This is a genomic window from Hymenobacter sp. BRD128 (genome assembly GCF_013256625.1).
Taxonomy (GTDB): domain Bacteria; phylum Bacteroidota; class Bacteroidia; order Cytophagales; family Hymenobacteraceae; genus Hymenobacter.
Genome location: NZ_CP053908.1, coordinates 3713331 through 3738778, shown reverse-complemented (window position 1 = coordinate 3738778; position 25448 = coordinate 3713331). Strand labels below are relative to the sequence as shown.

Below are 25448 nucleotides of genomic sequence, written 5' to 3'. Positions count from 1 at the left end.
TGGCTTGTATCTTGCGGCTAGTCTAGTTACGTATTCTTGTTGTGAAGTTTTTAGCAACGCTATTTTTTCGGGGAGCGCTGCCGCTGTTCCTGCTGGGGCTGCTGAGCGGCTGTGCGGTGTATGATTCTATCTTTCACCCGCACCGGCTGCCCACGCCCAAAATGGACGCCACCACCAAGGCCAAGGTGAAAGCCGCCGAAAAGGCGCGCCACAAAGGCCTGTCGCTAAAGGCGGCCGACGACGCCAATACCAACGCCACCGGCACCGGGGCTAGCGGCGGCGACCCGGCCGCCCCGTCGGTGCCCGCAGCCGGTGCCGACGAGAAGAAGAAAACCATGTCGTACAGTGATTTGCCCGAAGGCACGCGCATTAAATACGACAAGCAGGGACTGGTAAAAAAGAGCTTCCTCGACCGCCGGGCCAATAACGGCCGCAAGCTGCACCACTACGATACCCGCCCCCTCACCCCGCGCGAGGCGAGCCGCGAAAACCGAAAGATTCGCAAAAAAGGCCACACCGATAACCACGGCGGCGGCGCTGCGCCCAGCGACAAAACGCCCGTCGACCGCGCCCCCGATACCAGCCCCGACCCAACGACCGCCCCGCTCGCCCCGGCCGAGTCGGTGCCGCCGCCCAAGCCGGCCAAAGCCACTCCCAAGCCCGACCCCACGCAGCCCGCGCCCGTACCGGCTCCCAAGCCGGAAAAGACTAGGAATAAAGCCAGCAAGGCCCCCGTACCCAAGCCCGACCCTACCCAGCCGGCGCCGCGCTAGCCGCGCTTTTCTCCTTTAGCCTTGTTCGCAATTAAAGAAAAGCTAGAAAATCGTCGGTCCTGCGGAGCTTGCCGAAGCCTCGCTACCGCATCGTTGAAGCACGAACCCTGGCGGCGCAGTAGCGAGTCAGCAGGGCGTTAGTTACGAGGAGTTTAATTCAGGAACAAGTCTTTTAGCTATGGTTCGCTACCTGGTTGCCGGTTTGCTGCTGGCTACGGCCGCCCCGGCCCAGATTGTGCCCACTAGCCCGGCCCGGCAGCGCGCTGAGGCCCGCCGCGCGCTACGCGAAGCCGCGCGCACCGATGCGCCCTACAAAGACAGCCACCTGGAGGTATCGCGCCGGCAGCTGCGGCGGGGCGCTGCCGAGCGGCCCGCCCGCGTGGCCGGTGAGCCGCGCTTCGGCCGCGACGGTACGCCGCGCGTCACGGAGTCAAAGTTTCCGGGCTTGCGCCGCCGGCCCAAATCTGAACCCAAGCCCTGAGTATGCAGTTAAAAGGCCTGGTGCGCCGGCCTTTCAGGTCAGTTTACTAATTAACAGCTTGACTTTCATTAATTTTACTTGATATGGCTACCCCCTGGATTCCGCTTACCCAGCCCGAGCAGCTCCGCGACATTGTGCAGGAGTCGCACGAGCATCCGGTTCTTATTTTTAAGCACAGCACCACCTGCTCCATCAGCGCGGCGGCCAAAGCCAAGGTCGAGCGCCAGTGGCCCGATGCCTCGCTGCCCGCTGATACGCCCATCTACTACCTCGATTTGCTGCGCTACCGGCCCATTTCGGGCCAGATTGCCGACGAGTTTGGCGTGCAGCACCAGTCGCCGCAGCTATTGCTCATCCAGGATGGACAGGTGCGCTACCACGCCTCGCACATGGGCATCCGCCTCAGCGAAGCCGGCGAAGCCCTGGCCGCTAAGTAGGCTAGCCAGTTGCTTACGCAAAAAAGCCGCCGCGCTGGATAGCGCGGCGGCTTTTTGTGGTTTTAGCCACTAGAAAGATTAGTCGGCGCGGGCGCTATTTCTTGGCGTCCATGCTGGCTTGCAGCTTCTCAAACATGCTCAGGTGCATTTGCAGTACCGGCACGGTCTTCTTGGCAAAGGCTTTCACTTCGGGGTCGGTGCCGCCCGTCAAGGCGTCGGTGTATTCCTTGATGTCGTCTTTGTGGTCCTTCACCATCTGCTTCACGTACTCCTTGTCGAGGTCGGCGCCCTTCTTGGCCAGCACGTCGTTGTAGATTTTCTGCTGGTCGTCGCCGAGTACGGGGGGCAGCGTGATGTTTTTCTTGGCAGCCAAGGCTTTTAGTTCGGCGCCGGCTTTGGTGTGGTCGCTCACCATTTTTTCGGCGGCCTGGCGGGCGCCGGCCGTGGTGGCCCGCTTCGCTACTTCCTTGCCCATCTGCACCTCTAGCATATCGCCGCTGGCGGCTTTGGTCAGGAATTCCGAGTCGTCTTTTTTAGCATCTTTCACCGAGTCGGCGCGGGCCGTGGTGCCTTTGGTGCTGTCGATTTTGGCCTCGTTGGTTTTCTGCGCCTCTTTTACCGAGTCGGTCGAAGAGTTGCAGCTAGCCAGGCCCAGCGCAAACAGCGCAGCCGCCAGCGTGCCGTGAATAGTTTTCATAAAGAGCAAAGGGTTGGTTGGAAAGACCTTATACGTAGTGGCGGGCTAGGGTTGCGGCTCACATTTTCATGTTGCCGGCATCCTGGCTAGCCATCGACAGGTGGCTTTCCACCACGGGCAGCGTCTTGGTAATGAAGCCTTGCAGAGCCGTGTTTTTGGTCATCGTCTGGTGGGCCGCCATCGTGTTGGCCGTCTTCTGGTGGTCGGCCACCATCTGGCTAGTGTACTTATCGGCAAAGGCTTTACCCGACAGCTTCTCCAGCATTGGGACCATTGCCTTGTGGTCGGCGTCCATATCGGTGGGCAGCGTTACGCCGGCTTTGGCCGCGATGGGCTTGAGGGCGGCGGTGCTCTTGGTGTGGTCGGCTATCATCTTCTCAGCGAAGGTCTTGGTCATGCCGGTTACGCCTTTGGCCAGGGCCATTTTACTGAGTTGCATCTCATTCTGGTCGGAGTGCGCGGCCGACAGCATAAACTCCTTGTCATTGGCGTGGGGCGCGGTGGGGCCGTTGGGGTCGGCCTTGCCAGCGCCGGCGGAAGCCGCCGAGGCCATCTTGCTGCTATCACTCATGGCCGGCGCTGAAGCCGTAGCCGCCGAGTCGGTGGGCGAAGCGCCCGTTTTGGTCGTGCTGGTGCTGGTATCCGTGTTGGAGCCGCACGAGGTAAGCACGAGCAGGCTGGCGGCGAGCAGGGGTAGGGAGGAGCGGAGCATGAGCTGGGAAAAAAAGGTAGGTGAAGAAGAGTATTGAGTACGAGGAATTTAGCTAATAGTTGGACTGCTCTGCAAGCAGCTGATAGCCAGCTGAGCTAGTGGCGTTGCTGTTCAGTACAATTTTTTTAGCGGCTTATTAAACTCCGGCTGGGGCTAGCCCTCTCAGCTACTACAACACCTTCTTACTCAGTTTGTATCAACCCTTATGCGCTCCCATCCCTCCTGCCGCATCCTGGCCTACGCCGCGCTGGCCAGCGGCCTGCTGCTCACCGCTAGCTGCCGCCGGGCCGACGTGGTGGCCGACGACGTGACCTCGGCCCAGGACCAAGGCCAGGGCGACGAGGAAAATGCCACCACTGCCGACCTCGTCGAGGCTGCCGCCCCGCAAGATGCGACCAACTCGGCCAGCGCCACCGTGGCCGAAGCTGCTGAGCTGAAGGCGGTAGCCTCGGGCTGCCTCACCCGCACCTACGACGCGGCCACCCGCACGCTCACCCTCGATTTTGGGCCTACCAACTGCCTGTGCGCCGATGGGCGCTACCGCCGGGGCCAGCTTACGGCCGTGTTTAGCGGCCCCTACCGCCAGGCCGGCGCGGTTATCACCATCAACCGCACCAACTACTTCGTGAACGATAATCAACACTTGGGCACGCGCGTCATCACCAACCTGGGCGGCGGCTCGTTTGACCTGAGCGTGCAGAACGCCAGCATCATCTTCGCCAATAGCGGCACCACCTCGTGGTCGTCGCAGCGGCGCTACACCCGCACGGCCGGCTTCGGCACCCCGTCTATTCTGGACGATGTGTATAGCATCACGGGCTCGCTCACGGGCACCAACCGCCGTGGCGTCACCTACACGGCTACTATCCAACAGCCGCTCATCAAGAAATTCGCCGTGGGCTGCGCCCGGCATTTCGTGGCCGGCACCATCGAGATTACCAACGACAAAGCCAACTCGATGCTCATCAACTACGACCCTAGCGGCACCGCCGCCTGCGACAACCTCGCCACCGTCACGATAAACGGCCACACCTACATCGTCTACCTGAAGTAATATCCGAACCACGGATGCAGCGGCTTACGCGGATTTTGCGGTTAAACCGTTCACAAAATCCGCGTAAGGCGCTACATCTGTGGTTCAGACAACAGCGCTTCGGCCAGCAGCAGGTCTTCGGGGGTGGTAATTTTCAAGTTGCGATAATCGCCCTCCACCAGCTGCACCGGGTGCAGGTCATCGACCACGCTGGCATCGTCGGTGAAGGTAGGCAACTCGGGCAGGCGGTAGGCGCGGCGCAACAGCGCCAGGTCGAAGGTCTGGGGCGTCTGCATCAGGCGCAGGCGGCGGCGGTCGAGGGGCGACGAGCCAGCCGCTCCCAGCAGCCGCACCGAGTCTTTGGGCGGCACGGCCACGGCCGCCGCCCCGTGCGCCGCCGCCGCCACATAGGCCGCCTCAATCACGGCCGTCGTGATAAGTGGGCGCACGCCATCGTGCACGGCTACCAGGGCCCCGGCAGGCGCCTCGGCCGGCAGCGCGGCTAGCCCCGCCTTTACCGAAGCCCAGCGCGTGGCGCCGCCTACCACCAGCGTGTGCGGCAAGGTAATGTGGTATTCTGCACAGAGTTGGCGCCAAAAAGTGAGCTGGTCGAAGGGCAGCACTACTACCGTGTGCGCCACCCCTAGCGCCGGCTCGGCAAAGCGCCGCAGCGTGTGCAGCAGCACCGGCTCGCCGCGCAGCAGCAAAAATTGCTTGGGCCGGTCGGCACCCATGCGCAGCCCGCTGCCGCCCGCTACTAGAATGGCGTAGCGCGGCGCGGCGGGGCTGGCAGCGGAAGGTGAAAAACTAAAAACGTCGGTCATTGCGAGCGTAATGAAGTGGTGCGCGGCAATCTTTCCTTCCCGCCAGGGTTAGTAATCCAAGAATAAGGACGACAAGGAAAGATTGCCGCGCGCCACTTCATTACGCTCGCAATGACCGACGTTTTAGGCGCTGCCTGAAGCAGCTTACAGAATCAGCATCGCGTCGCCGAAGGCGAAGAAGCGGTACTTTTCCTTGATGGCTTCCTGGTAGGCCTCCATCAGCAGCTTGTAGCCGGCGAAGGCCGAAGCCATCATCACGAGCGTGCTTTCGGGCAAGTGGAAGTTGGTAAGCAGTGAGTTAGCAATTTTGAAATCGTAGGGCGGGTAAATGAATTTGTCATTCCAACCCGAGGTAACCTTGATGCGGCTGCTGGCCGATACTGAGGCATCGAGGGCGCGCATGGTAGTGGTGCCGATGGCGCACACTTGGTGCTTGGTGTCAATCGACTTATTCACAATTTGCACGGCCTCCGGGCCCACGAAGAACTGCTCCGAGTCCATCTTGTGCTTGGTGAGGTCTTCCACATCCACGTTGCGGTAAGTGCCCAGGCCCACGTGCAAGGTAACAAAGGCTTTCTCAATACCCTTGATTTCCATGCGCTTGAGCACCTCGCGTGAGAAGTGCAGGCCGGCGCTGGGGGCCGCCACGGCGCCGATGTGCTCGGCAAAAATGGTTTGGTAGCGCTCCTTGTCGGCGGGCTCGGTTTCGCGCTTCAGCACGTCCTTGGGCACGGGCGTTTCGCCCAGCTCATAGAGTGCTTTGCGAAATTCCTCGTCGGTGCCGTCAAACAAAAACTTGATGGTGCGGCCGCGCGACGTAGTGTTGTCGATAACCTCGGCCACAATGTCGGACTCGCCGAAATACAGCTTGTTGCCGACGCGGATTTTGCGGGCCGGGTCTACCAGCACGTCCCAGAGGCGGCCTTCCTTGTTAAGCTCGCGGAGCAGGAATACTTCAATTTGGGCGCCGGTGCGCTCTTTTTGCCCGTACATACGGGCCGGAAATACTTTAGTATCGTTGAACACGAATACATCGCCCTCCACGAAGTAGTCCAGAATATCTTTGAACATCTTGTGTTCAATCTGGCCGGTGGCGCGGTTTACCACCATCAGGCGCGATTCGTCGCGGTGGCGGGCAGGGTGACTGGCAATCAGCTCTTCGGGGAGTTCAAACTTGAACTCATGCAGTTTCATCGCCATGATGGGCAGTACTAGGGGGAAGTTACCGAAAATTCGGGGGGCAAAGGTACGGCTTTGTTTTTAGAATGTTGGTACTTTTGCTGGCTAGCCCAGGCAGTTACGGAAAAATAACGGAGTGGCTACCAGTCACTGGCCGGCTGCCGTTATTTGACTTCCCAAAACCCGCGCACCATGTTCCTGACCCTCCGCCTCGTGCTCGAAAGCTTTGCCTTTGCCTGGCAAGCCCTGCGGGCCAATCTGCTGCGCACTATTTTGTCGCTGCTCGGCGTCACGGTGGGAATTTTCTCCATTATTGCCGTCTTTATGGTCGTCGATTCGCTAGAGTCGAACGTGCGTGCCAGCATGAACTTCTTGGGCGATAAGGTGGTGTACGTGGGCAAATGGCCCTGGGTCTTCGACCCCAACCAACCCTGGTGGAAGTATTTTAACCGCCCCGTGCCCACGGTGCGCGAGTTTCGGCAGCTCCAGCGCATGCTGCCGGCTAGCAGCCAAAAGGGCATCGCCATCTTCGTGCCCAAGAGCGGCAATACCTTTAAGGCGGGAGCCAACTCGGTGAGCGACTGCGCCTTTCAGGGCGTAAGCTACGAGTACCGTAACGTATCGGACGTGCCCATCGAGCAGGGGCGCTACTTCACCCCGCAGGAGGTGGAGGCCGGCCGGCCGGTGGCCATCATCGGGGCCACCATCGCCGAAAACCTGTTTCCGCAGGGCGAGCCGGTAGGGCGGCAGTTCAAGACCCACGGCCGCTACTTCACGGTCATCGGAGTGATGAAAAAAGAGGGCAAAAAGCTGCTCGACACCCCTAGCAACGATGCCAACTGCCTGATTCCCTACGACGCCTTCGCTAGCCTGTTTGCCATGAGCAGCACCGGCATGAGTGGCCCCTCGCCCAGCATCGGGGTAAAGGGCCGCGACGACGACCCCGGCCTGCTCAACCTCGAAGCTGAGATGCGTGGCGACATGCGCATTATCCGAGGCCTCAAGCCCCGCGAGGAAGACAACTTTGCCCTGAATCGCCCCGAAATGATAGCCGAAACAATTGGCAAGCTGTTCAGTGTCATTGGGATAGCCGGTGCTATTATCGGTTCGTTTGCGATGCTGGTGGGCGGCTTTGGCATTGCCAATATCATGTTTGTGTCGGTGCGCGAGCGCACCAATATTATTGGTATTCAGAAGTCGCTAGGGGCGAAAAACTATTTTATCTTGTTCCAATTTCTATTTGAGGCCGTGTTTCTGTGCTTGCTGGGCGGGGCGGCGGGCATCTTTTTGGTATGGCTGCTCACGTTTATGTCGCTCGGCGACCTGGCGCTTACGTTGAGCGCGGGCAACATCTCGCTCGGCCTATTGGTATCGGTGGGTATTGGCATCCTGGCCGGCATTATCCCGGCGGTGTTGGCTGCCAACCTCGACCCGGTTATTGCTATCCGGGCGAAGTAAATATGAGAAAAACAGGCTGTAAAGTGTAAAAATGCGTGGTTGAACGGTTCGTTCATTGCAAAACTTTGCATTTTCGTCACGTTTTCCACATCATCGCCCTATCTTCGCGCCCCTACTTTTGGCCGCCCCACTTTCCAAGCTGGGGCGGTTTCGTTTTTACCCCACCCTGGCTAGGATATGTCTAAACTCAAGAAAACCAGCAAAACCAAGTCTTCCGAAGAAACCCTGAACGCGGGCTCGGGCAAGACCATTGTGCAGCCCAACGTCAACGACAATAAACTTACTAGCATCACCGAGCTGCGCCAGCAAACCGGCGGCGTGGCCAAAGGTGCCCACGACCCCGACGAGCAGCGCATCCGCAAAGCCTTCGTGGATAAAGACTGGAACGAGATTAAGATTGCAGATAGCTGGCAGATTTTCAAGGTGATGGCTGAGTTTGTGGAAGGCTTCGAGAAGCTCTCCAAAATCGGCCCCTGCGTAAGTATCTTCGGCTCGGCCCGCACCAAGCCCGATAATCAATACTATAAGCTAGCCGAGGAAATCGCCTCCAAGCTGGTGCGCCACGGCTACGGCGTCATCACGGGCGGCGGCCCCGGCATTATGGAAGCCGGCAACAAAGGCGCCCGCGCCGAGGGCGGTAAGTCGGTGGGCCTCAACATTGAGCTGCCTTTTGAACAGACCCATAACCTCTACATCGACCAGGATAAGTGCATCGACTTCGATTACTTTTTCGTGCGCAAGGTGATGTTTGTGAAGTACGCGCAGGCCTTCGTGGGCATGCCCGGCGGTTTCGGCACCATCGACGAGTTGTTTGAGGCCCTGACGCTGATTCAAACCAAAAAAATCGGCCGCTTTCCCATTGTGCTGGTAGGCTCGGCCTACTGGGGCGGCCTCTTTGAGTGGATTAAAAGCGTGATGCTGGGCGCCGAGCGCAATATTTCGCCCGAAGACCTAGACCTCGTGCACATCGTGGACGACGCCAGCGAAGCGGTGAAAATCATCGACGACTTCTACCACAAGTACTTGCTGTCGCCGAATTTCTAGGGCTAGTCACTACTGCCAAAAGCCGCCCGGAAACGCCCGGCTTTTTCCGTTGCCAAAACCTACTGTTTTTGTTAATAGTTAGTAAGTTTTGTAAACTATATACGTAGAATCGCTATTCTCTTTTGCTTTATCTGGACTTTCGGAATATACCAGGGATAAGTTTTTACAGCAGGAGCCAGTTTTGACGAATTGGCTGCATCGGGTAGGCCAAGACTACCCCTATTGGACGGAAGTCAAGCGCTAGGCTAAAAAGGGCAGGTTGTCTGAGCAAGATGCCTGGATGTTGATTAAGATAGTAAGGCAAAGTAGTTTGCGCAGGCTGAAATTGTCAGATGTAACTGTAACTAGCTTCACCTTTTCTTTTCAGATAACAGAATCAACGTTAGAGAAGCTGCACCGCTTCGATTTATACTTGGGCGGAATGTTGCGAAGCGATAGTCTGATTCCAGCCGAAGACAAAAATCGCTACTTGGTTGGCTCAATAATGGGAGAGGCTATCGCATCCAGCCAACCCGAAGGGGCTTCTACTAAGAGGGAAATAGCCAAGGAAATGCTACGCAAGTAACGCCCGCCGCGTACCAAGTCGGAGCAGGTGATACTGAATATTACCGGACTATTCAGTTTGTGCAAACACGTAAGCAAGCGCCAATGACTCCGGAACTGCTTTGCCAGATTCAGGAGCAGATGACGCAAGGTACCTTGCGCGATGAAGCACATGCCGGACATATCAGGCTTACTGATAGTGTAGAAGTGCGGAATGAAGTAGCGGGCGAGGTGGTGTACGTGCCGCCACCCGCCGCGCAGCTTCCCGAACTGCTGAAGGCTTTCTGCACGTTTGCCAATGAAGAATTAGTTAGTAACAGCACCAAGGCGGGGCTATTCATTCATCCCGTTGTGCGGGCCTGTATTTTACACTTTCTGATTGGCTACATTCATCCGTTCATTGATGATAATGGGCGAACGGCGCGGGCAGTATTCTACTGGTACTTGCTGCGGCAGTGTTATTGGCTGGTGGAGTATATGTCGATTTCTCGCATAATCCATGAGTTAGCTATTCAGTATGCCAAAGCTTATCTGCACACGGAAAATGATGCCAATAATTTGACGTATTTTATTAATTGCCAAGTAAAAAGATTAAGCCAGGCTTTTGATAGTCTTCAGCAATACATCGGGCGCAAGGTGGCCGAAAAGAAGTAACCCTAAATTTTAAACGGCTTGGTGTATTAAATTGAGCGGCAGCTGGTTATCGTGCAGGAGCTAGCTAAAAAATCGGAAATTCCCTGGACCTTCCGAGAAGTAGAAAACCGGTTCAGCGTTGCTTACCAAACGGCTCGCACCGACTTAATAGGGCTAGAAGATTTAAAGCTGTTGGAAAAACACCGGGTAGGTAGGCAGAAGCTCCTGTATTTCCGCGCCGAAGATTTCGACCAGCAACTGAATCAACTCCGCAGCCGACCAGTTTAGCAAGTGCCCCCGACCTTTGTCTTCCTATGTCCGAACCCACGCCCGCGCCCGCCAAAAAGCTTTTCCTGCTCGACGCTTTTGCCCTCATCTACCGCTCGCATTTTGCCTTCGCCAAGAACCCCCGCGTCAACTCGAAGGGGGTAAACACGGGGGCCATCCTGGGCTTTACCAATACGTTGGTGGAGGTGCTGCTGAAGGAGAAGCCCACCCACATCGGCGTGTGCTTCGATGGGCCGAAGAAAACCTTTCGGCACGAGCAGTTTGCGGCCTACAAGGCGCAGCGCCAAGCCATGCCCGAGGATATTGGTATTGCTCTTCCCTACATTAAGCAGATTATCAAGGCCTTTCACATCCCCATTCTGATGATGGAGGGCTACGAGGCCGACGACGTGATTGGGACGCTAGCGCAGCGGGCCGAGGCCCACGGCTTTGAGGTGTTTATGATGACGCCCGACAAGGACTACTGCCAGCTTGTGACCGAGCAGATTAAAATCTACCGCCCCGCCTTTATGGGCAACGCGGCTGAGGTGCTCGACGTGGCCCACGTGCTCCAGCGCTTTGAGATTGAGCGCGTGGAGCAGGTGATTGATATTCTGGGCCTGCAAGGCGATGCGAGCGACAATATTCCGGGCATTCCGGGCATCGGCGAGAAGACAGCCAAGACGCTGATTCAGAAGTACGGCTCGGTCGAAAACCTGATTGCCAACGTGGATGAGCTCAAAGGCAAGCAGCAGGAAAACGTGCGCAACTTTGCCGAGCAGGGCCTGCTGAGCAAGGAGCTGGCCACGATTCACGTAAATGTGCCCATCGATTTTGAGCCCGAGAGCCTGACGCTGGATGCGCCCGACGAGGCGCAGCTACGGCAGCTGTTCGACGAGCTGGAGTTTCGGCAGCTGGCGGCGCGGGTGCTGGGCGGGGCTGGCGGTGGTAGTGCGGCCCCTAGCGCCGGGCGCGCCCCGGCCGCGCCGGTGGGGCGCGGCGCCCGCCGGCCCAAAGTAGCGGCCCCGGCGGGGCAGGGCTCGTTGTTTGGCGAGGGCAGCGCGGCGGTAGTCATCGCGGCCGAGAACGGCGAGTTTGGCCCCGACGACGCGGGGCAGGAGTACCACGGCAGCACCCGGCGGCTCGAAGACGTGCCGCACAACTACCACTTGGTTGACACGCCTGCGCTGCGTAAGTCGCTGCTAAACTTTCTGTTGCAGCAAAAAGAAGTGAGCTTTGATACCGAAACTACCGGCCTGAACACCATGACGGCGCGGCTGGTGGGCCTGAGCTTCTGCTGGCACGCGGGCGAGGCGTACTACGTGCCCGTGCCCAGCGACGATGCTGCGGCTAGCCAGGCATTGGTAGATGAATTTCGGCCGTTTTTTGAGAGCGAGCAGATTCTGAAAATCGGGCAGAATATTAAGTACGACTTGCTGATTCTCAAAAACTACGATGTGCGGGTGGCCGGGCCGTTCTTCGATACCATGCTGGCGCACTACCTCATCGAGCCCGATATGCGCCACAACATGGACGTGCTGGCCGAAACCTACCTGCACTATACGCCGGTGCCCATCACCGACCTCATCGGGCCGAAGGGGAAAAACCAGAAAACGATGGCCGACCTCAACCCGGCCGCCGTGAGCGACTACGCCTGCGAAGACGCCGACGTGACCTTGCAGCTGCGCCACACCTTCGAGCCCATGCTGAAAGAGCTGGGTTTGCTAGGCCTGCTCAACGACGTGGAAAACCCGCTGGTGCCGGTGCTGGCCGACATCGAGCACGAGGGCGTGCGCATCGACTCGAACGCGATGGGCGAGTACTCGGCCGAGCTGCAAGGGTATATCTCGGAGCTGGAAACGCAGATTTTCCAGGAAGCTGGCGAGGCCTTCAACATTGGCTCGCCCAAGCAGCTCGGCGAGGTGCTGTTTGACCGGCTGCAGATTGGCAAGGGCACCATTAAGAAAACCAAGACCGGGCAGTACGCCACCGGCGAGGAGATTTTGAGCCAGTTGGCGGCCGATAACCCCATTGCCGGCCTCATTCTGGAGCACCGCCAGCTCACCAAGCTGCGCTCGACCTACGTGGAGGCGCTGCCACAGCTGGTGTGCACCGATGGGCGCGTGCATACCACGTTCAATCAGGCAGTTACGGCCACCGGGCGCCTGTCTTCGACCAACCCGAACCTTCAGAATATTCCCATTCGCACCGAGAAGGGCCGTGAAATTCGCAAGGCCTTCGTGCCGCGCGATGCCGGCCACATTCTGCTGGCGGCCGACTACTCGCAGGTGGAGCTGCGCATCATGGCCGATTTCTCGGGCGATAAAACTATGATTGAAGCCTTCCGGCTCGGGCAGGATGTGCACACCAGCACGGCCAGTAAAGTGTTTAAAGTGCCGCTGAGCGAGGTGGATGGCGAGATGCGGCGCAAGGCCAAGACCGTGAATTTCGGCATTATCTACGGCATCTCGGCCTTCGGGCTGGCCCAGCGCATCGGCATCAGCCGCAAGGAAGCCACCGATATTATCGACACGTATTTCCAGGAGTTTCCGAGCGTGAAGCAGTTCATGGACGACAGCATCAACCGCGCCCGCGAGTTGGAATACGCAGAAACCCTGCTTAAGCGCCGCCGCTACCTGCGCGACATCAATTCGCGCAACGCCACGCTGCGCGGCTACACCGAGCGCAACGCCATCAACGCACCCATCCAGGGCACGGCCGCCGACATTATCAAGATGGCGATGATAAACATCCACGACTGGCTTAGGGAGGAGAAGCTGGGGACCAAGATGATATTGCAAGTACACGACGAACTCGTGTTCGATGCCGTGCGCGAGGAAGTGGACTACGTGACGCCCAAAATTCGCGAGCTGATGACCACCGCCCTGCTGCTGCCCCACGGCGTGCCGCTGGAAGTGGAAGTGGGCACCGGCGACAACTGGCTGAAGGCGCATTAGGCTAGCCAGCAACAGCGTAGGCTAGCCCTGCTGCCACCCGGCTAGCCCACGCAATTGGCTATCGTATTTCTCCTCCTTTTGTGGTCTGCGCATCTCAATAGTCTATGAAATACAAACTTCTATTCGTGGTTTTTTGCTGGATTATGCCCGCCTGGCTGTGGGCGCAGGCCATTCATTTTGAGAAAGACTCGCTAAGCCAGATGTTTGCCAAGGCCCGGCAGCAAAACAAGCCAGTCTTTCTGCTGCTTGCGCCGCCCCCGCCATCGGCTAGCCTGCCACTGGCCCTGAAAGCGGAGCGCAGCAAGTCGGGCCTCTTCGCGCCGGCCGTGGCGGAGAAGCTAAATCAGACCTTTCTGAGCAAGGAGCTGGCTTTCGGCACGGCCGAAGCCGGGGCTGCCGCGCGCCGCTACGGCGTGACCGGCTACCCGAGCTACCTCTATTTTAACCCCGATGGCAACCTGCTGTATCGCCGCCTGGGCAATTCCAGCAGTGTTGATACTTACCTGCGTGATATTGCCGCCGCCGAGCAGGCACGCCAAGACCCCCAAAACCTAAGCAGCCTGGCGGCCGAAGTGCAGCAAGGTAGCGCGAGCATCGACCAGCTCAAGCGCTACCTCACCAAGCGCCGCGACCTGCGCCTGCCCGCCGAGCCGGCCGTGCTGGATGCCTATGCCCGGCAGCTGCCCGCCGGCGCCTTCTACCAGCCCGCCGAGGTCCTGTTTATTCTCGACAATGGGCCGGTGGTGGGCAGCCCGGCATTTCAGCTTTCGCACGTGAATCAGAAGCTGATTGACAGCTTGTATAAAAACTTGCCCCTTCAGCGACGCTTAGCCTTCAATAGCCTCATCATTAAAAATACGATGGCGCAAGCCGAGGCTACGAAAGACCGCGCCCTGGCCGAGAAGGGCGCCAACTTTGCCCGCAGCACTTGGAATGGCGATTATATCAGGGGCCAGCGCACCTACGAGCGTACTATGCTCAACTTTTACCAGAGCGTGAAAGATACGGCTAGCTACCTGCGACAGGCGGTGCTCTACTACGAGCGAAACTACTTGAACCTGCCCGCCGATACGGTGAAAAAAGCGCTGGAAGCCCTGCGGGTTTTTCGGCAGCGGCAATCGGCGTTGCTGCAGCACCTTGACTCGGCAGCGCGGCAGCGAGCCGCGGGCCACACGCCCGTGGCGGGCGCTACTACCACGGTGCGGCCCGTGGCCGTGGGTAGCCCGCCGGCTTCTTTTCTGCAAGAATTGAACAACGGTGCCTGGGCGATATACCAAACCGGCACCCGCAACAATAACTACCTCTGGCACGCCATAAATTGGAGCAAGCGCACCGTGGACCTCGACCCCGCACCCTACAACTACGATACGCTGGCGCACCTGCTTTATCGACTGGGCTTCTATACCGAGGCCGAGAGCCGGGAGCAGCAGGCCGCTAGCTTGGCCCGGCAGCAAAAAGGGTCTACAAGCGTCTACGAGCACGAATTAGATAAAATGCGTAAGCGCACGCTATAGAGCCGTTTGCCCATTTCTGCCCTGCTGCCGATACGCCTCTTAGTACTCCTATTGCTCACGCTCCCAGGCACACCCGTGCTAGCCCAACACGCGGCCGACCTCTTGGCGCTGCTCCAATACCACCACGTGCCCGGCATGCAACTGGTGTATACTAAAGGCACTACCGTGCAGACCTACAGCCTGGGCGTGCGCGAAGCCGGCACCAGGCAGCCCGTCACGGCCGCTACCATCTTCGAAGCGGCGTCGCTGGGCAAGGAAATGCTGGCCTACGTGGCCCTGCGCCTGCACGACCGCGGCCTGCTCGACCTCGAGAAGCCGCTGTTGAGCTACCACGACTACCCCCGGCTACGCGGCCAGCCCCGCGCCGCCCGCATCACGGCGCGCATGGCGCTGGCGCACACCACGGGCCTGCCCAACTGGGCCGAAAACCCGACGACGCCCGGCTGGAGAACGTCGGCCCTAGCGCTGAAATACGCCCCTGATAGCTGCTGGAACTACTCGGGTGAGGGCTACACGCTGCTGCAAAAAACGCTGGAGCACCTCACCGGCAAGTCGTGGGAACGGCTGGCGGAGGAGGAAATATTCACGCCGCTGGGGCTGAAAAATAGTAGCTTTGTCTGGCGCCCGGCCTTTGCCGCTAAGGCCAGTGCCGGCCACGACGGGGCTAGCCAGCCTTCGCCGATTGACCACTTCGCGGAGCCTATGTGGGGTTCAGTTTGTATTCAACAGCCGAGGATTACAACCGCTTTTTGCAGGCATTGCGCACCGGGCGGGGACTGAAGCCGGCCACGGCCCGGCTGCTGCGCCTGCCCGCCACGCCCGCCGACCGCTGCGGCCAGCCGGCCACGGCCGCCGACGCGCACATCGACTGGGCCTGCGGGGTGGGGCTAGCCACTACCAGCCAGGGCCTGGCGCAGTGGCAATGGGGTGACAATGGCAACTTCAAGGGCTTCTTCATGACTTTGCCCGGCCGGCAGGAGAGCCTGCTGCTGTTTACCAACAGCTCCAACGGCCCGCAACTAGTGGATGAGGTGCTGCGCCTGTTCTTTGGCCCCGGCCAGTACTGGGCTACCCAGTGGCTAGCCGACTAACGGGGATTGACTTACCGGGAAGCGTTCTTTTCACGCTGGCTGCCAAGCGGCCTGGTCTGCAGGCGGCGCGTTGCCTTGGGCGGCGGAAGCGGCGTAGGTTGAAGCGATGGCGTACCTTTTCGCCCCCAATTCTTCCCGCCCATGCTCCGCTCTGTCCTCCTGCTAGTAGCCGGTTGGCTACTGGCTACCAGCGCCTTCGCCCAAAAATTGCTTACCCTGCGCTCGCCCGATGGGCAGCTGACCTACCGCTTCCGCCTCACGCCCCAGGCGCCGGTGTACGCGGTAGATTTTCAGGGCAAGCCGGTGGTGGTGGCGTCGCCGCTGGGGCTGGTATTTCAGCAGGGTGGGGCGTGGGGCGCGGGCCTGCAACTAGTGAGCGCCCAGGCTTCGGCAACGGATAATTTTTATACCCTGCAAGTGGGCAAGGCTAGCCGGGTGCGCAATCACTACCGCCAGCTAGTCATTGCGTTGCGGGAAAAAGCGGGGCTGGGGCGGCAGGTGAATCTAGTGGTGCGGGCCTTCGACGATGGCCTGGCCTTTCGCTACGAGTTTCCGGCGCAAAAGAACTGGCCTGCCTACGTGCTGACCGACGAGAACTCGACCTTCCGGCTGGCCGGCGACCCGACGCTGCTCACGTTGTTTCGGCCCAATTATACCACCTCGCACGAAGGGTTTTATAGCCGCCTGCCGCTGAGCCAGGTGCGGGCCGATACGCTCCTGGACATGCCCACGCTGGCACAATACCCCGGTGGGCCGTACCTGGCCATTACGGAGGCAGCCCTGCGCGACTACGCGGGCATGTACCTGGCCAGACACGCGGGCGTGCTGACCAGCCGCCTCTCGCCGCTGCCGGGCCAAACTGCCGTGAAAGTGCGCGCCGCGCTACCCCACCGCAGTCCCTGGCGGGTGCTGCTGCTGGGCCAGCGGGTGGGCACGCTGCTCGAATCCAACATTATCACCAGTCTCAACGAGCCGCCGAGCCAGGATTTTAGCTGGCTGAAGCCGGGCAAGAGCGATTTTCACTGGTGGAACGGCGACATTCTGCCCGATACCATTTTTCCGCCCGGCCGCAGCTTCGAGTTCAATCAGTACTACATTGATTTTTGCGCCCGGCACGGTATTGAGTATCACTCGGTTATTGGCTACGGCAACGCGGCCTGGTACCAGAACGACGGGGAGGGCTACGCGCCCGGCCCGCACACCGACGTGACCAAACCCGTGCCGGGGCTCGACATGCAGCGCCTCGGCGACTACGCCAAAAGCCAGGGCGTGGGGCTGCGGGTGTGGGTGCACTGGCAGCCATTTTACGCGCAGCTCGATAAGGCACTGGCGCAGTTTGAGGCCTGGGGCGTGCAGGGCATGATGGTCGATTTTATGGACCGCGACGACCAGCAGATGGTAAACATGCAGGAAGAAATGCTGCGCAAAGCGGCGCAGCACCACATCCACATTCAGTTTCACGGCGCGTTTAAGCCTACCGGCCTCAGCCGCACCTACCCCAATGAGCTAACCCGCGAGGGCACGCTCAACTATGAAAACAACAAGTGGGGCCCGGCCATGCCGCCCGACCACGACATCAACATGCCCTTCACGCGCCTGCTGGCCGGGCCCACCGACTACCACCTGGGTGGCTTCCGGGCGGTGCCGCCGACGCAGTTTCGGCCCCAGTACACGCGCCCGCTCATGGTGGGCACCCGCGCCCACATGCTGGCCATGTACGTGGTGCTGGAAAGCTACCTCACGATGGTGTGCGACTACCCGACCGCCTACGAAGGCCAGCCGGGCTTTGACTTCATCCGGGCCTTGCCCACGGTGTGGGATGAAACCCGCGTGCCGCTGGCCGAAGTGGCGCAGTACGTCTGCATTGCCCGCCGCAAGGGCACCGACTGGTTTGTGGGCGCGCTAAACAATAGCCAGCCCCGCACCCTTTCGCTAAAGCTCGATTTCCTGCCCCCCGGTGAGTACCAGGCCAGTTTTTGGGCCGACGCGCCCGATGTAGCTACGCAACCCAACCACCTGCTGCAAAAAACGCTGACAGTGACCCGCCAAACTGCGCTGCCGCTCGACCTGGCCAGTGGCGGCGGGCAGGTAGTAGCGCTAAAAAAAATACGATGAGCGAATTTCTGCCTCCCAAAACTGCCTTTCACGCCGCCTGCCTGGCCTACCTGCAGCTGCGCCTCGACGCGGCCCGCGCGGGCATGGCCGCTGCGCAGGAGTCGTCCAATTCTGAAACCAAGAGCAGCGCGGGCGACAAGTACGAAACCGGCCGCGAGATGGCCCAGCAGGAGCGCGACCGCCACGCCCAGCAGCTGCACGAGGCCCAAAAGCTGCTGGCCGACTTGCAAAAAATCAACCCTGAACTGGCTAGCGATGCCGTGCGGCTTGGGGCGCTGGCCAGCACTAGTTTGGGGCTGTTTTACGTCAGCATCAGCGCGGGGCGGCTAGCCACGGCCGAGGGGCAGGCGTTTGTGGCCGTGTCGCCAGCCGCGCCAATACTGGCGGCGCTGGCCGGCAAGCGGGCGGGCGACGAGGTGCTGTTTAATGGAAAAAAGGTGCGGGTCGAGGCCGTAAGCTAGCGCCGGGCGCACCCTGGCCGCCAGCGGGCCGTATGTGAAAAAACCATTTCTCTTACCCCACTTCCTTATGGCAACCGACGTTAAGACGACCACCTTGCAGAATGTGGCGCGCTACAGCATGGGCACGTTTATGGTGGGGGCCGGCATTGGCCACCTCACCTTTGCCCGCCAGCCCTTTCAGGCCCAAGCGCCCGACTGGGTGCCCCAGGATAAAGACACCGTGGTGCTCGAATCGGGCGCGGCCGAAATCGGCCTTGGGCTGCTCATGCTGCTTAATAAGCGCTATAAAGTGCCGATGGGCGTCGGGCTGGCCGCATTTTACGCCGCCGTTTTTCCGGGCAATATCCATCAGTATCTCAGCGCCTTGCCGGCGCTGGGCCTCGATACCGAGCGTAAGCGCTACCTGCGGCTGTTTTTGCAGCCCGTGCTCATCGGGGCGGCGCTGTGGAGCTGCGGGGTCTTCAACTCGAAGCGCAAGTAGAAAGTAGCGCGAAGCTGGGGTTAGCCCTTCTTCTCATTGCGGGCCACCACGAACATGCGGTCGCCAAAGCGGCCCGTAAGTTGGTTGAGCCAGTAGGTGGGGTACTGCGTGCCGAGCTTGGCGGCCTGCTCCACCAGGTTGCCCCCTAGCCGGATGTTGGCCGGCGCCTTCACCGGGTTCAGTAAGTTGACTACCGAGAATCCATTCTTAGTCAGCATCTTGCGAATGGTGGTCGGCGTGAACTCGTAGAGGTGATAGGGCGGAATATCCATGCGGCGCTGGCGGCCCAGGGCCTTGTAGGCCGCGAAGCCTAGCCGCATGCTCGGCAGGTTGGTCACGCTGGGCAGGGCGAGCACCAGCAGCCCGCCGGGGCTCAGGATGCGGCCAAATTTGCGGATGGCCGCCGCCGGCGACAGCAGGTGCTCCAGCACATCGCCGAGGTAGGCCAGGTCAAACTGGTTTTCGTCGAAGTCCTCGGTGGTTTCAATGTTGCCGGTCACCACCGGCAGGCCCAGCTCGCGGCGGGCGTAGTCGGCGGCGTGGGCGCTTATTTCGAGGCCGTGGGTTTCCCAGCCCAGGCTTTGCAGGCTTTTGAGGGTGTAGCCGGGGCCGCAGCCCACTTCCAGGTACCGAAATTGGCGGCCGGGATAGTGCTGCTGCATGTAGCGGGTAAATTTGTCTTCCTTCACCTTGCTCAAATCCAGAGTTTTACCTTCTTCGATAAACGCCTTGTCCTTCTCGGTGCGGTCGTAGTTGGGCCGGTCGGTGAAATATTCCTTGCCATACAGCTTTTCGAGCTGCGCGGGCGTGGGCTGCGGGTCCAGAAACGCGAGGTCGCAGTTCAGGCAGCGCGTACCTTGCAGGCGCTGGCCGTCAAAGAGATAGTAGAAGGGTAGGGGCTCGAAGCGGGTAGCTCCGCACAAATCGCAGTGGCGCATAAGCTGGGCCGGCGCGCCAACTTTAGCGCTGCCGTCGAAACCGCGCCGCCCATCCGATTGTCGTAGAGGCTGGCGCGTAAGGCAAAGTTCGCCTTGCCAGGCCGAACAAAAATTGTTTGTCCTGGCAAGCCGGCGAAGCAAGTGCCCCTAAACGATAGCCAAACGAGTTGTTGCGGTGCGCTTGCCTCGCCGGCTCGCCAGGACAAAGCGTAGCTTTACCTTCCAGATTTGCTGTTTTATGTCTGATACTAAGTTAGATGCCGTTGTTGTTGGGGCTGGGCCGGTGGGGCTGGCCTGCGCCATCGAGATTCAGCGCCAGGGCCTCACGGTGGCCGTGGTGGATAAAGGAGCCCTGGTAAACTCGCTGGTGGGCTACCCCACCCAGATGGAGTTTTTCTCGACGCCCGAGCTGCTCGAAATCGGCGGGCATCCCTTCCCGATGGCTAGCTACAAGCCCCACCGCGAAGACGCCCTCGACTACTACCAGCGCGTGGCTGCCGCCGAAAAGCTCGACCTGCGCCTCTATGAGCGCGTGACGGGCCTGCGCGGCGAGGCCGGCGAATTTGTGGTTGAAACCGATAAGGGCGAGCTAGCCGCCCGCGCCGTGGTGGTGGCCACCGGCTTTTTCGACGTGCCCAATCACATGGGTATTCCCGGTGAGGAACTGCCCCACGTAAATCATTACTATAAAGAGCCTTATGCGCACGCTGGCCGCGATGTAGTGGTAGTGGGCGCTAAAAACTCATCGGCCAAGGCGGCGCTAGCTCTCACCCGGGCCGGCGCCCGCGTGGCGCTGGTGGTGCGCGGCCCCGAGGTGTCGGAAAGCGTGAAGTACTGGATTCGGCCCGACCTGCTCAACCGCATCAAGGAGGGCCGCATTCAGGCGTATTTCAACACGACTATCGACGCTATTACGCCCGGCACGGTGGAGGTGACGACGCCTGAGGGGCCGCGCAGCCTGCCGGCCGACTACGTGTACGCCCTCACCGGCTACCGGCCCGATTACTCGCTGCTCATCGACGCGCTGGCCCTGCCCCTCGCTGAGAATGACCCGGCCCAGCCGCCTATTTTCGACGTGGCAACCCACGAAACCGCCCGGCCCGGCGTGTACGTGGCCGGCACGGTATGCGGGGGGCTAGCCACCAGCCGTTGGTTTATCGAGAACGGGCGGCACCACGCGCAGCTCATTGCGCAGGCGCTGGCTACTACGCAGGTAGCAGCTTCTAGCTAGCCCCGGCCAAGCTAGCGGCACTGCGCGGCTGCCACCTCGGCATATGAATAGCCGGCCGCCGCGCCACGCCGGAAAAACTCGCAGCTGCTGGCTGAGTCGCCGGCCTGCTGGGCTAGCCGGCCCAGCAGAAACAGCGTGCGACCGTCTTCGGGCTGTGCTTCCAGCGCCTGGAAATACACGATGCGGGCCTCGGGGTAGCGGGCCAGGTGGGCTAGGGCCGCGCCCTCGGCTTGCAGGTAGGGCAGGGGCACGGGCCGGCCAGCCCGGGTGAGCTGGCGGTGGCCGCGGCGCAGGTCGGCCAGGGCGGGGCGGGTCTGGCGCAGGTCGAGCAGGCGGTTTTCGCCCCGGGCCAGGTAGGCTTCGGCCAGGGTAGTGTCGAGGGCCAGGGCGCGGCAGTAGCTCAGCTCGGCCTGGGCGGGCTGGTGCAGGCCGGCTTGGCAGCGGCCCAGGCGGTAGAGCAAGCGCGCCGTTTCGGCGGGCGGCAGGGGCGGGCTTTCGCTGCTGAGCAGGGCAGCCTCGTAGTCGGCGCGGGCGGCGGGCAGGTTGTGGCCGATATCCTGGTAGAGCTGGCCACGCAGGCGCAGGGCGGCCGGGTGGTCTTCGCGCAGGGCTAGCGACTGGTCGAGCTGGCGCTCGGCCTCGGGCCACTGGCCCTTGGTAAAGGCAGCGCGGCCATCTTCGTAATACAGATTGGCCTGCACGCGGTCCATCACGATTTTAGCCGACACGCCAAACAGGAAAATCAAAAACGTGAGCCCCGCCACCAGCCAAAAATCCTGGCGGTTGAAGCGCGCCCGCTGGCGCGGCACCCGCTGCTGGTAGTGGCGCTCGCGGGCCCCCGCCGGGGGGCGCGTGCGCAGGGGCGGGGCGGCGGCGGGGTCGCCGGGCATTTTGTAGACCGAGGGGCCACTGCCCGCCGCCTGGGTAGCGGCGCGGCGCAGCTCTTCGGCGCGGCGGGTGGCTAGCTGCAACTGGTAGTCGTACTGCGCCCGGCGGTCGGCATCCGAAAGCACGCCGTAGGCCACGGCTACGGCCTTAAAGCGCTCTTCGTAGTGGCGGTCGCCGCCGTGCTTATCGGGGTGCAGCTCGGTGGCGAGGCGGCGATAGGCCCGCTTGATATCGGCGACGGGCGCGGTGGGCGGCACCCCCAGCACTTGGTAATGATTCTGACTCACGCCACGAAAATTTATCGAAAGCCGGGGGCAAAGGCAGCCCTGACCGAAAGTTTTGCGTAAAGAACGCCCTGGCCTGCCAAGCTGTTGCGGCCGGCTCAGCTTCTTAACCGCATTTCTCCGCTAAACAATTCCGCGACTATGGCCACCCTGACCGACGACAAAACGCCGCGCAACGACAGCCTCATCAGCAACCTGACCGGCTATCTCGATACCCGAATCGACCTCGTGCGCCTCGAAGCCCAGGAAAAAGTAAAAGGCGTCTTTGTCAGCACCGTGCACGGCGTGGCACTGGGCGTGCTAGGGTTCCTTTTCATTGTATTCGGCTCCATTTACCTGGGCCTCGTGCTCAACGACGCCCTCAATAGCCCTTCGGCCGGCTTTGGGCTGGTAGCTACATTGTATCTGCTGCTGGCAGTGCTGTTTTTCGTCGGCGTCGATAAGAAAATTTTTCAGGGCGTGGCGGATAAGCTACTGAACAACACCATCTATAAATCGGATAAGCGCGCCTAACCAGCAGCTACTTTATCTGGCTTCCTCGCTAACCCATCTCAACCATGACCGAGCCCACCAACCCGTTGTTTGAAGACGAAAAAGACTTTCTGGAGCGCAAAAAGCTGGAATATGAGCGGGCCTTGCGCGGCGATGTAGAAGTAATTAAAGAAAATACCGTGCAGGCCGGTAAGGTGGCCCTGGTGGGTGCCGGCGTAGTAGGCGGCATCTGGCTGCTCAGCAAGGTGTTTGGGAGCGGCAAGGCCAAGAAGAAAAAGCATAAGCACAAAAAGCATCACGCGCATTTTGAGGACTATGCCGGCTTCGATGGCTTCGATGAGAACGACCAGGAGCTGAACGACTTGGCCACCGATTACCAGGCGCCTGACTATGGCAATGAGTACGCGGGCCACGAAGCCACCAGCGACGGCTTTTACTTCGAAGGCGAAGGCGATACGGGTTTTGATTACGCCGACTACCCTAGCGATGCCGACGATACTGGCTTGAGCCAACACCCCGGCTTTCCGGCTCACTCGGCCGCCCACCACGGCGACGAGGCCGATGCGCTGCACGTAGGCGAAGACCACGGCGATGACGAAGGCCCGGCCCATTCCTACGCTTCCAGCCACTCATACCAGGCCCGCCCCTACGACGACAGCCGCCGCCTGCCGCACTCCGACAGTTTTGCCGAAGACGAAGAGAGGGAACCCGAAGCTGAGCCCGCCGTGGCAAAATCCAAGCGCAGCCTTATCGGGCCGGCCCTGATTTCTTTTGCCCAAAGCGAAACCGGCCGCGTAATTGTAGCGCAGGCTGCCGCCGTAGCTTTAGCCTTGGTCACCAAGGCGGTGCAGGAGTTTATCCCCAAGCATGAGGCAGAAGCCGGCAAAAATGCCGACCTTGCGGCTTCATCGGCTAGCGTGGGCGTTCCGCCCGCTACCTGGCCCGCTACTTCTGCCGCTCAGGATGCCACTGCCGCCGCCCGCCACGACGACACCCTTTCCTACCGCGAGCCGCTTGCTTGATACGCTGGCCGGGCTACGGCTGCGTGGGCGTAAGGCCCTGGCGGTGCTGCTCGACCCCGACGATTTTGAGCCGGTGCGCCTGCGCCAGCTGCTGCACCTCACGCAGCAACATCCCGTTGATTTTTTTCTCGTAGGGGGCAGCCTGGTGCTTACCGAGCACCAGGCTGCCCTTATTGCGTTGCTCAAGGCCGAGGCCCCGCAGGTGCCGGTGCTGTTATTTCCGAGCCACGCGCTACACGTAGACCCTAGCGCCGATGGTATCTTGCTGCTGTCGCTCATTTCGGGCCGCAACCCCGATTTTCTTATTGGTCAGCACGTAGTGGCCGCGCCGCGCCTGCGCCAGAGTGGCTTGCAGCTGTTGCCTACCGGCTACATGCTCGTCGATAGCGGGCGGCCGACTACGGCTTCTTACATCAGCGGCACCGCGCCGCTGCCGCACGACAAGCCCGGTATTGCGGCCGCCACGGCGATGGCCGGCGAGCAACTCGGCCTGCGCCTGATGTACCTCGACGGCGGCAGCGGCGCGCAGTATCCGGTGTCGGCGGCCATGATACGAGCGGTGCGCGCCGCCGTCGATACGCCGCTCATCGTGGGCGGCGGTCTCAATACCGGCGAAAAGGTATACGCTGCCCTGGCCGCCGGGGCCGACCTGGTAGTGGTCGGCAACCACCTGGAGCGCGCCCCAGGCTTCTTGGCCGATGCGGTGGCGGCCGTGCGCGAAGCTAGTATCAGTCAATCAGTTAAGTAAACGTAAGGCTGGCCGGCCGCAGCACGACGCCTTCGGCTTGCAGGGTTTATCTTAATCAAAAAGGCCACCCGTTTAGGTAGCCTTTTTTCGTTTGCAAAGTTTGTCGAGCCGACGCCAATTGGTGTTTAGATGTTCATGGCCGTTTCGCGGCGGCGCATCTTGCCGGCCGGAATGCCGAACATCATCTTGAAACGGCGGCAGAAATAGGCGGTGTCCTTGTAGCCCACTTCCTTACCGATGTCGCGGATGCTTTTTTTGGTAGTGCGCAGCAATGAAACCGCGCGCTCCATGCGCTGGTACTCAATGTAATCCTGCGGATTGATATTAGTCAGCATTTTGAAATACTGGCCTACGTAGTCCTCGCTCACGTTGGCTACCGTGGCGAGTACTTTGTTGGAGAGGTCGCCGCTCAGGTTTTCCTTGATGAAGTTGAACAGGTCAATAAGGCGCGGGTCTTTGAAGTAGGTGCTGTTGGTAGCTAATTGCTCCACAAACAGGTTGTTGCGCAAGATGTAGCGCACCACTTCTACCACCAGGTTCTCGGTGTAGATGTTGATGAGGCGCTCGCGGCCCGGCAAGTCCTGCATCGACTCCTCAATGATTTTGATGACCAGGTTGGCTAGCTTCGTGTTGCCCTTGATAACGAAGGCCGGCACGTCGAGCGAGGCAAAAAAGTTGACCGAATCAAACACCTTAGCCTCAAACGACACAAAGCTGTGGCTTTCCTCGGCATCGCCGATATAGTCGAGCTTGTCATTGGAGGTGAAAAACCGGTCTTTGTTGGTGATAAGGTCATCATTCGAGATGACGCGGCTGGCCGCGCTCTGCCCATAGCCCACGCGGGTAGCCCGCCCACCCGGCAAAAACAGCAGCTCGCCCTCCTCCACTACCTGGTCATCTTCACCGAAGAAAATTTTGCCTTGGTGCAGTAGAATAAGATTGTTGCCCACGTCATACGCATTGCGCACGGTGAAAGGCTGCCGAAGCACCAGGTTCTTGGCTTTAATGTACCGGACACCTAATGATTCAATTACTTTGTTGTAGTCTTCCATTTGTTTTCAGCTTGTAAGGGAAAATTCACACCAGGGCATTCAAAAGTACCGAAAGTTACAGCAAATTACTACAAACTTTTCTAAAAAAAATTC

25 protein-coding genes are annotated in these 25448 nt (G+C 60.2%); 18 read left to right on the top strand and 7 right to left on the bottom strand.

The features are described from left to right. Positions 1-41: 41 nt before the first annotated feature. The 3 genes from GKZ68_RS16625 to ytxJ all read left to right on the top strand — a co-directional run bounded on the left by GKZ68_RS16625 (position 42) and on the right by ytxJ (position 1691). Entirely contained in the window at positions 42-773 is a 732-nt protein-coding gene (locus tag GKZ68_RS16625) for a hypothetical protein (RefSeq protein WP_173116746.1), read from the top strand. A 178-nt stretch (positions 774-951) separates the two neighbouring features. Further along, the gene (locus GKZ68_RS16620; protein ID WP_173116744.1) at positions 952-1254 is read left to right on the top strand and encodes a hypothetical protein; all 303 of its coding nucleotides are present in this window, start codon (positions 952-954) and stop codon (positions 1252-1254) included. Between the two features lie 83 nt (positions 1255-1337). Next, the gene (gene ytxJ, locus GKZ68_RS16615; RefSeq protein ID WP_173116742.1) at positions 1338-1691 is read left to right on the top strand and encodes a bacillithiol system redox-active protein YtxJ; all 354 of its coding nucleotides are present in this window, start codon (positions 1338-1340) and stop codon (positions 1689-1691) included. Between the two features lie 94 nt (positions 1692-1785). On the opposite strand, the gene GKZ68_RS16610 is transcribed toward ytxJ, so the two are convergent. Both GKZ68_RS16610 and GKZ68_RS16605 read right to left on the bottom strand, forming a co-directional pair. Beyond that, positions 1786-2388, bottom strand: a complete 603-nt coding sequence (locus GKZ68_RS16610; RefSeq protein WP_173116740.1) for a DUF4142 domain-containing protein — start codon at positions 2386-2388, stop codon at positions 1786-1788. A gap of 58 nt (positions 2389-2446) precedes the next feature. Then, positions 2447-3100 carry a DUF4142 domain-containing protein gene (locus GKZ68_RS16605; RefSeq protein WP_173116738.1) on the bottom strand — a complete coding sequence of 218 codons (654 nt, stop codon included), beginning with the start codon at positions 3098-3100 and terminating at the stop codon, positions 2447-2449. A gap of 205 nt (positions 3101-3305) precedes the next feature. On the opposite strand from GKZ68_RS16605, the gene GKZ68_RS16600 reads away from it, so the two are divergent. Further along, positions 3306-4154 carry a hypothetical protein gene (locus GKZ68_RS16600; protein WP_173116736.1) on the top strand — a complete coding sequence of 283 codons (849 nt, stop codon included), beginning with the start codon at positions 3306-3308 and terminating at the stop codon, positions 4152-4154. A gap of 71 nt (positions 4155-4225) precedes the next feature. Here GKZ68_RS16600 and GKZ68_RS16595 read toward each other — a convergent pair whose 3' ends face one another. Both GKZ68_RS16595 and queA read right to left on the bottom strand, forming a co-directional pair. Continuing rightward, positions 4226-4957, bottom strand: a complete 732-nt coding sequence (locus GKZ68_RS16595; RefSeq protein WP_173116734.1) for a 2-C-methyl-D-erythritol 4-phosphate cytidylyltransferase — start codon at positions 4955-4957, stop codon at positions 4226-4228. Between the two features lie 144 nt (positions 4958-5101). Beyond that, a complete protein-coding gene (gene queA / locus GKZ68_RS16590; protein WP_173118499.1) occupies positions 5102-6151 on the bottom strand; it encodes a tRNA preQ1(34) S-adenosylmethionine ribosyltransferase-isomerase QueA in 1050 nt (349 codons plus the stop codon). Between the two features lie 177 nt (positions 6152-6328). Here queA and GKZ68_RS16585 point away from each other — a divergent pair, with 177 nt between their 5' ends. The 10 genes from GKZ68_RS16585 (at position 6329) to GKZ68_RS16540 (ending at position 18700) form a co-directional block, all read left to right on the top strand. Then, the gene (locus GKZ68_RS16585; RefSeq protein WP_173116732.1) at positions 6329-7594 is read left to right on the top strand and encodes an ABC transporter permease; all 1266 of its coding nucleotides are present in this window, start codon (positions 6329-6331) and stop codon (positions 7592-7594) included. A gap of 177 nt (positions 7595-7771) precedes the next feature. Beyond that, the gene (locus GKZ68_RS16580) at positions 7772-8638 is read left to right on the top strand and encodes a TIGR00730 family Rossman fold protein (RefSeq protein ID WP_173116730.1); all 867 of its coding nucleotides are present in this window, start codon (positions 7772-7774) and stop codon (positions 8636-8638) included. A 624-nt stretch (positions 8639-9262) separates the two neighbouring features. Next, positions 9263-9835: a Fic family protein gene (locus GKZ68_RS16575; RefSeq protein ID WP_173116728.1), complete on the top strand. Its 573-nt coding sequence runs from the start codon at positions 9263-9265 to the stop codon at positions 9833-9835. A gap of 293 nt (positions 9836-10128) precedes the next feature. Continuing rightward, on the top strand, positions 10129-13038 hold the full coding sequence (polA, locus tag GKZ68_RS16570; protein ID WP_173116726.1) for a DNA polymerase I: 2910 nt from the start codon (positions 10129-10131) through the stop codon (positions 13036-13038). 104 nt (positions 13039-13142) lie between these two features. Then, on the top strand, positions 13143-14552 hold the full coding sequence (locus tag GKZ68_RS16565) for a hypothetical protein (protein WP_173116724.1): 1410 nt from the start codon (positions 13143-13145) through the stop codon (positions 14550-14552). A gap of 51 nt (positions 14553-14603) precedes the next feature. Next, the gene (locus GKZ68_RS16560; protein ID WP_173116722.1) at positions 14604-15332 is read left to right on the top strand and encodes a serine hydrolase; all 729 of its coding nucleotides are present in this window, start codon (positions 14604-14606) and stop codon (positions 15330-15332) included. Continuing rightward, positions 15311-15643 carry a hypothetical protein gene (locus GKZ68_RS16555; RefSeq protein WP_173116720.1) on the top strand — a complete coding sequence of 111 codons (333 nt, stop codon included), beginning with the start codon at positions 15311-15313 and terminating at the stop codon, positions 15641-15643. Before GKZ68_RS16560 ends, GKZ68_RS16555 begins: the two co-directional genes overlap by 22 nt. A 141-nt stretch (positions 15644-15784) precedes the next feature. Continuing rightward, positions 15785-17758 carry a glycoside hydrolase family 97 protein gene (locus GKZ68_RS16550; RefSeq protein ID WP_173116718.1) on the top strand — a complete coding sequence of 658 codons (1974 nt, stop codon included), beginning with the start codon at positions 15785-15787 and terminating at the stop codon, positions 17756-17758. Further along, the gene (locus GKZ68_RS16545; RefSeq protein ID WP_173116716.1) at positions 17755-18219 is read left to right on the top strand and encodes a 3-oxoacyl-ACP synthase; all 465 of its coding nucleotides are present in this window, start codon (positions 17755-17757) and stop codon (positions 18217-18219) included. The genes GKZ68_RS16550 and GKZ68_RS16545 overlap by 4 nt, the downstream gene beginning before the upstream one ends. Before the next feature lie 67 nt (positions 18220-18286). Continuing rightward, positions 18287-18700, top strand: coding sequence for a hypothetical protein (locus tag GKZ68_RS16540; RefSeq protein ID WP_173116714.1), 414 nt, complete (start codon positions 18287-18289; stop codon positions 18698-18700). A gap of 20 nt (positions 18701-18720) precedes the next feature. Here the strand turns inward: GKZ68_RS16540 and GKZ68_RS16535 are convergent, their stop codons facing one another. Beyond that, on the bottom strand, positions 18721-19638 hold the full coding sequence (locus GKZ68_RS16535; protein ID WP_173116712.1) for a bifunctional 2-polyprenyl-6-hydroxyphenol methylase/3-demethylubiquinol 3-O-methyltransferase UbiG: 918 nt from the start codon (positions 19636-19638) through the stop codon (positions 18721-18723). Between the two features lie 238 nt (positions 19639-19876). On the opposite strand from GKZ68_RS16535, the gene GKZ68_RS16530 reads away from it, so the two are divergent. Next, positions 19877-20869, top strand: a complete 993-nt coding sequence (locus tag GKZ68_RS16530; RefSeq protein WP_173116710.1) for a YpdA family putative bacillithiol disulfide reductase — start codon at positions 19877-19879, stop codon at positions 20867-20869. Positions 20870-20880: 11 nt separating this feature from the next. Here the strand turns inward: GKZ68_RS16530 and GKZ68_RS21750 are convergent, their stop codons facing one another. Continuing rightward, complete coding sequence (locus tag GKZ68_RS21750) at positions 20881-22044, bottom strand: J domain-containing protein (protein ID WP_217275268.1); 1164 nt, start codon at positions 22042-22044, stop codon at positions 20881-20883. Between the two features lie 138 nt (positions 22045-22182). Between GKZ68_RS21750 and GKZ68_RS16520 the strand changes: the two genes are divergently transcribed. Genes GKZ68_RS16520 through GKZ68_RS16510 form a run of 3 tightly spaced genes read left to right on the top strand, consistent with a single transcriptional unit; the run spans position 22183 to position 24303 of the window. Then, positions 22183-22554, top strand: a complete 372-nt coding sequence (locus tag GKZ68_RS16520; RefSeq protein WP_173116708.1) for a phage holin family protein — start codon at positions 22183-22185, stop codon at positions 22552-22554. Between the two features lie 44 nt (positions 22555-22598). After that, positions 22599-23555 (top strand): hypothetical protein, encoded by a 957-nt coding sequence (locus GKZ68_RS16515; protein WP_173116706.1) that lies wholly within the window; start codon positions 22599-22601, stop codon positions 23553-23555. Continuing rightward, positions 23548-24303 (top strand): geranylgeranylglyceryl/heptaprenylglyceryl phosphate synthase, encoded by a 756-nt coding sequence (locus tag GKZ68_RS16510; protein WP_254244043.1) that lies wholly within the window; start codon positions 23548-23550, stop codon positions 24301-24303. The genes GKZ68_RS16515 and GKZ68_RS16510 overlap by 8 nt, the downstream gene beginning before the upstream one ends. Positions 24304-24428: 125 nt before the next feature. Here GKZ68_RS16510 and GKZ68_RS16505 read toward each other — a convergent pair whose 3' ends face one another. Continuing rightward, on the bottom strand, positions 24429-25355 hold the full coding sequence (locus tag GKZ68_RS16505) for an AraC family transcriptional regulator (protein ID WP_173116702.1): 927 nt from the start codon (positions 25353-25355) through the stop codon (positions 24429-24431). Positions 25356-25448 lie beyond the last annotated feature (93 nt).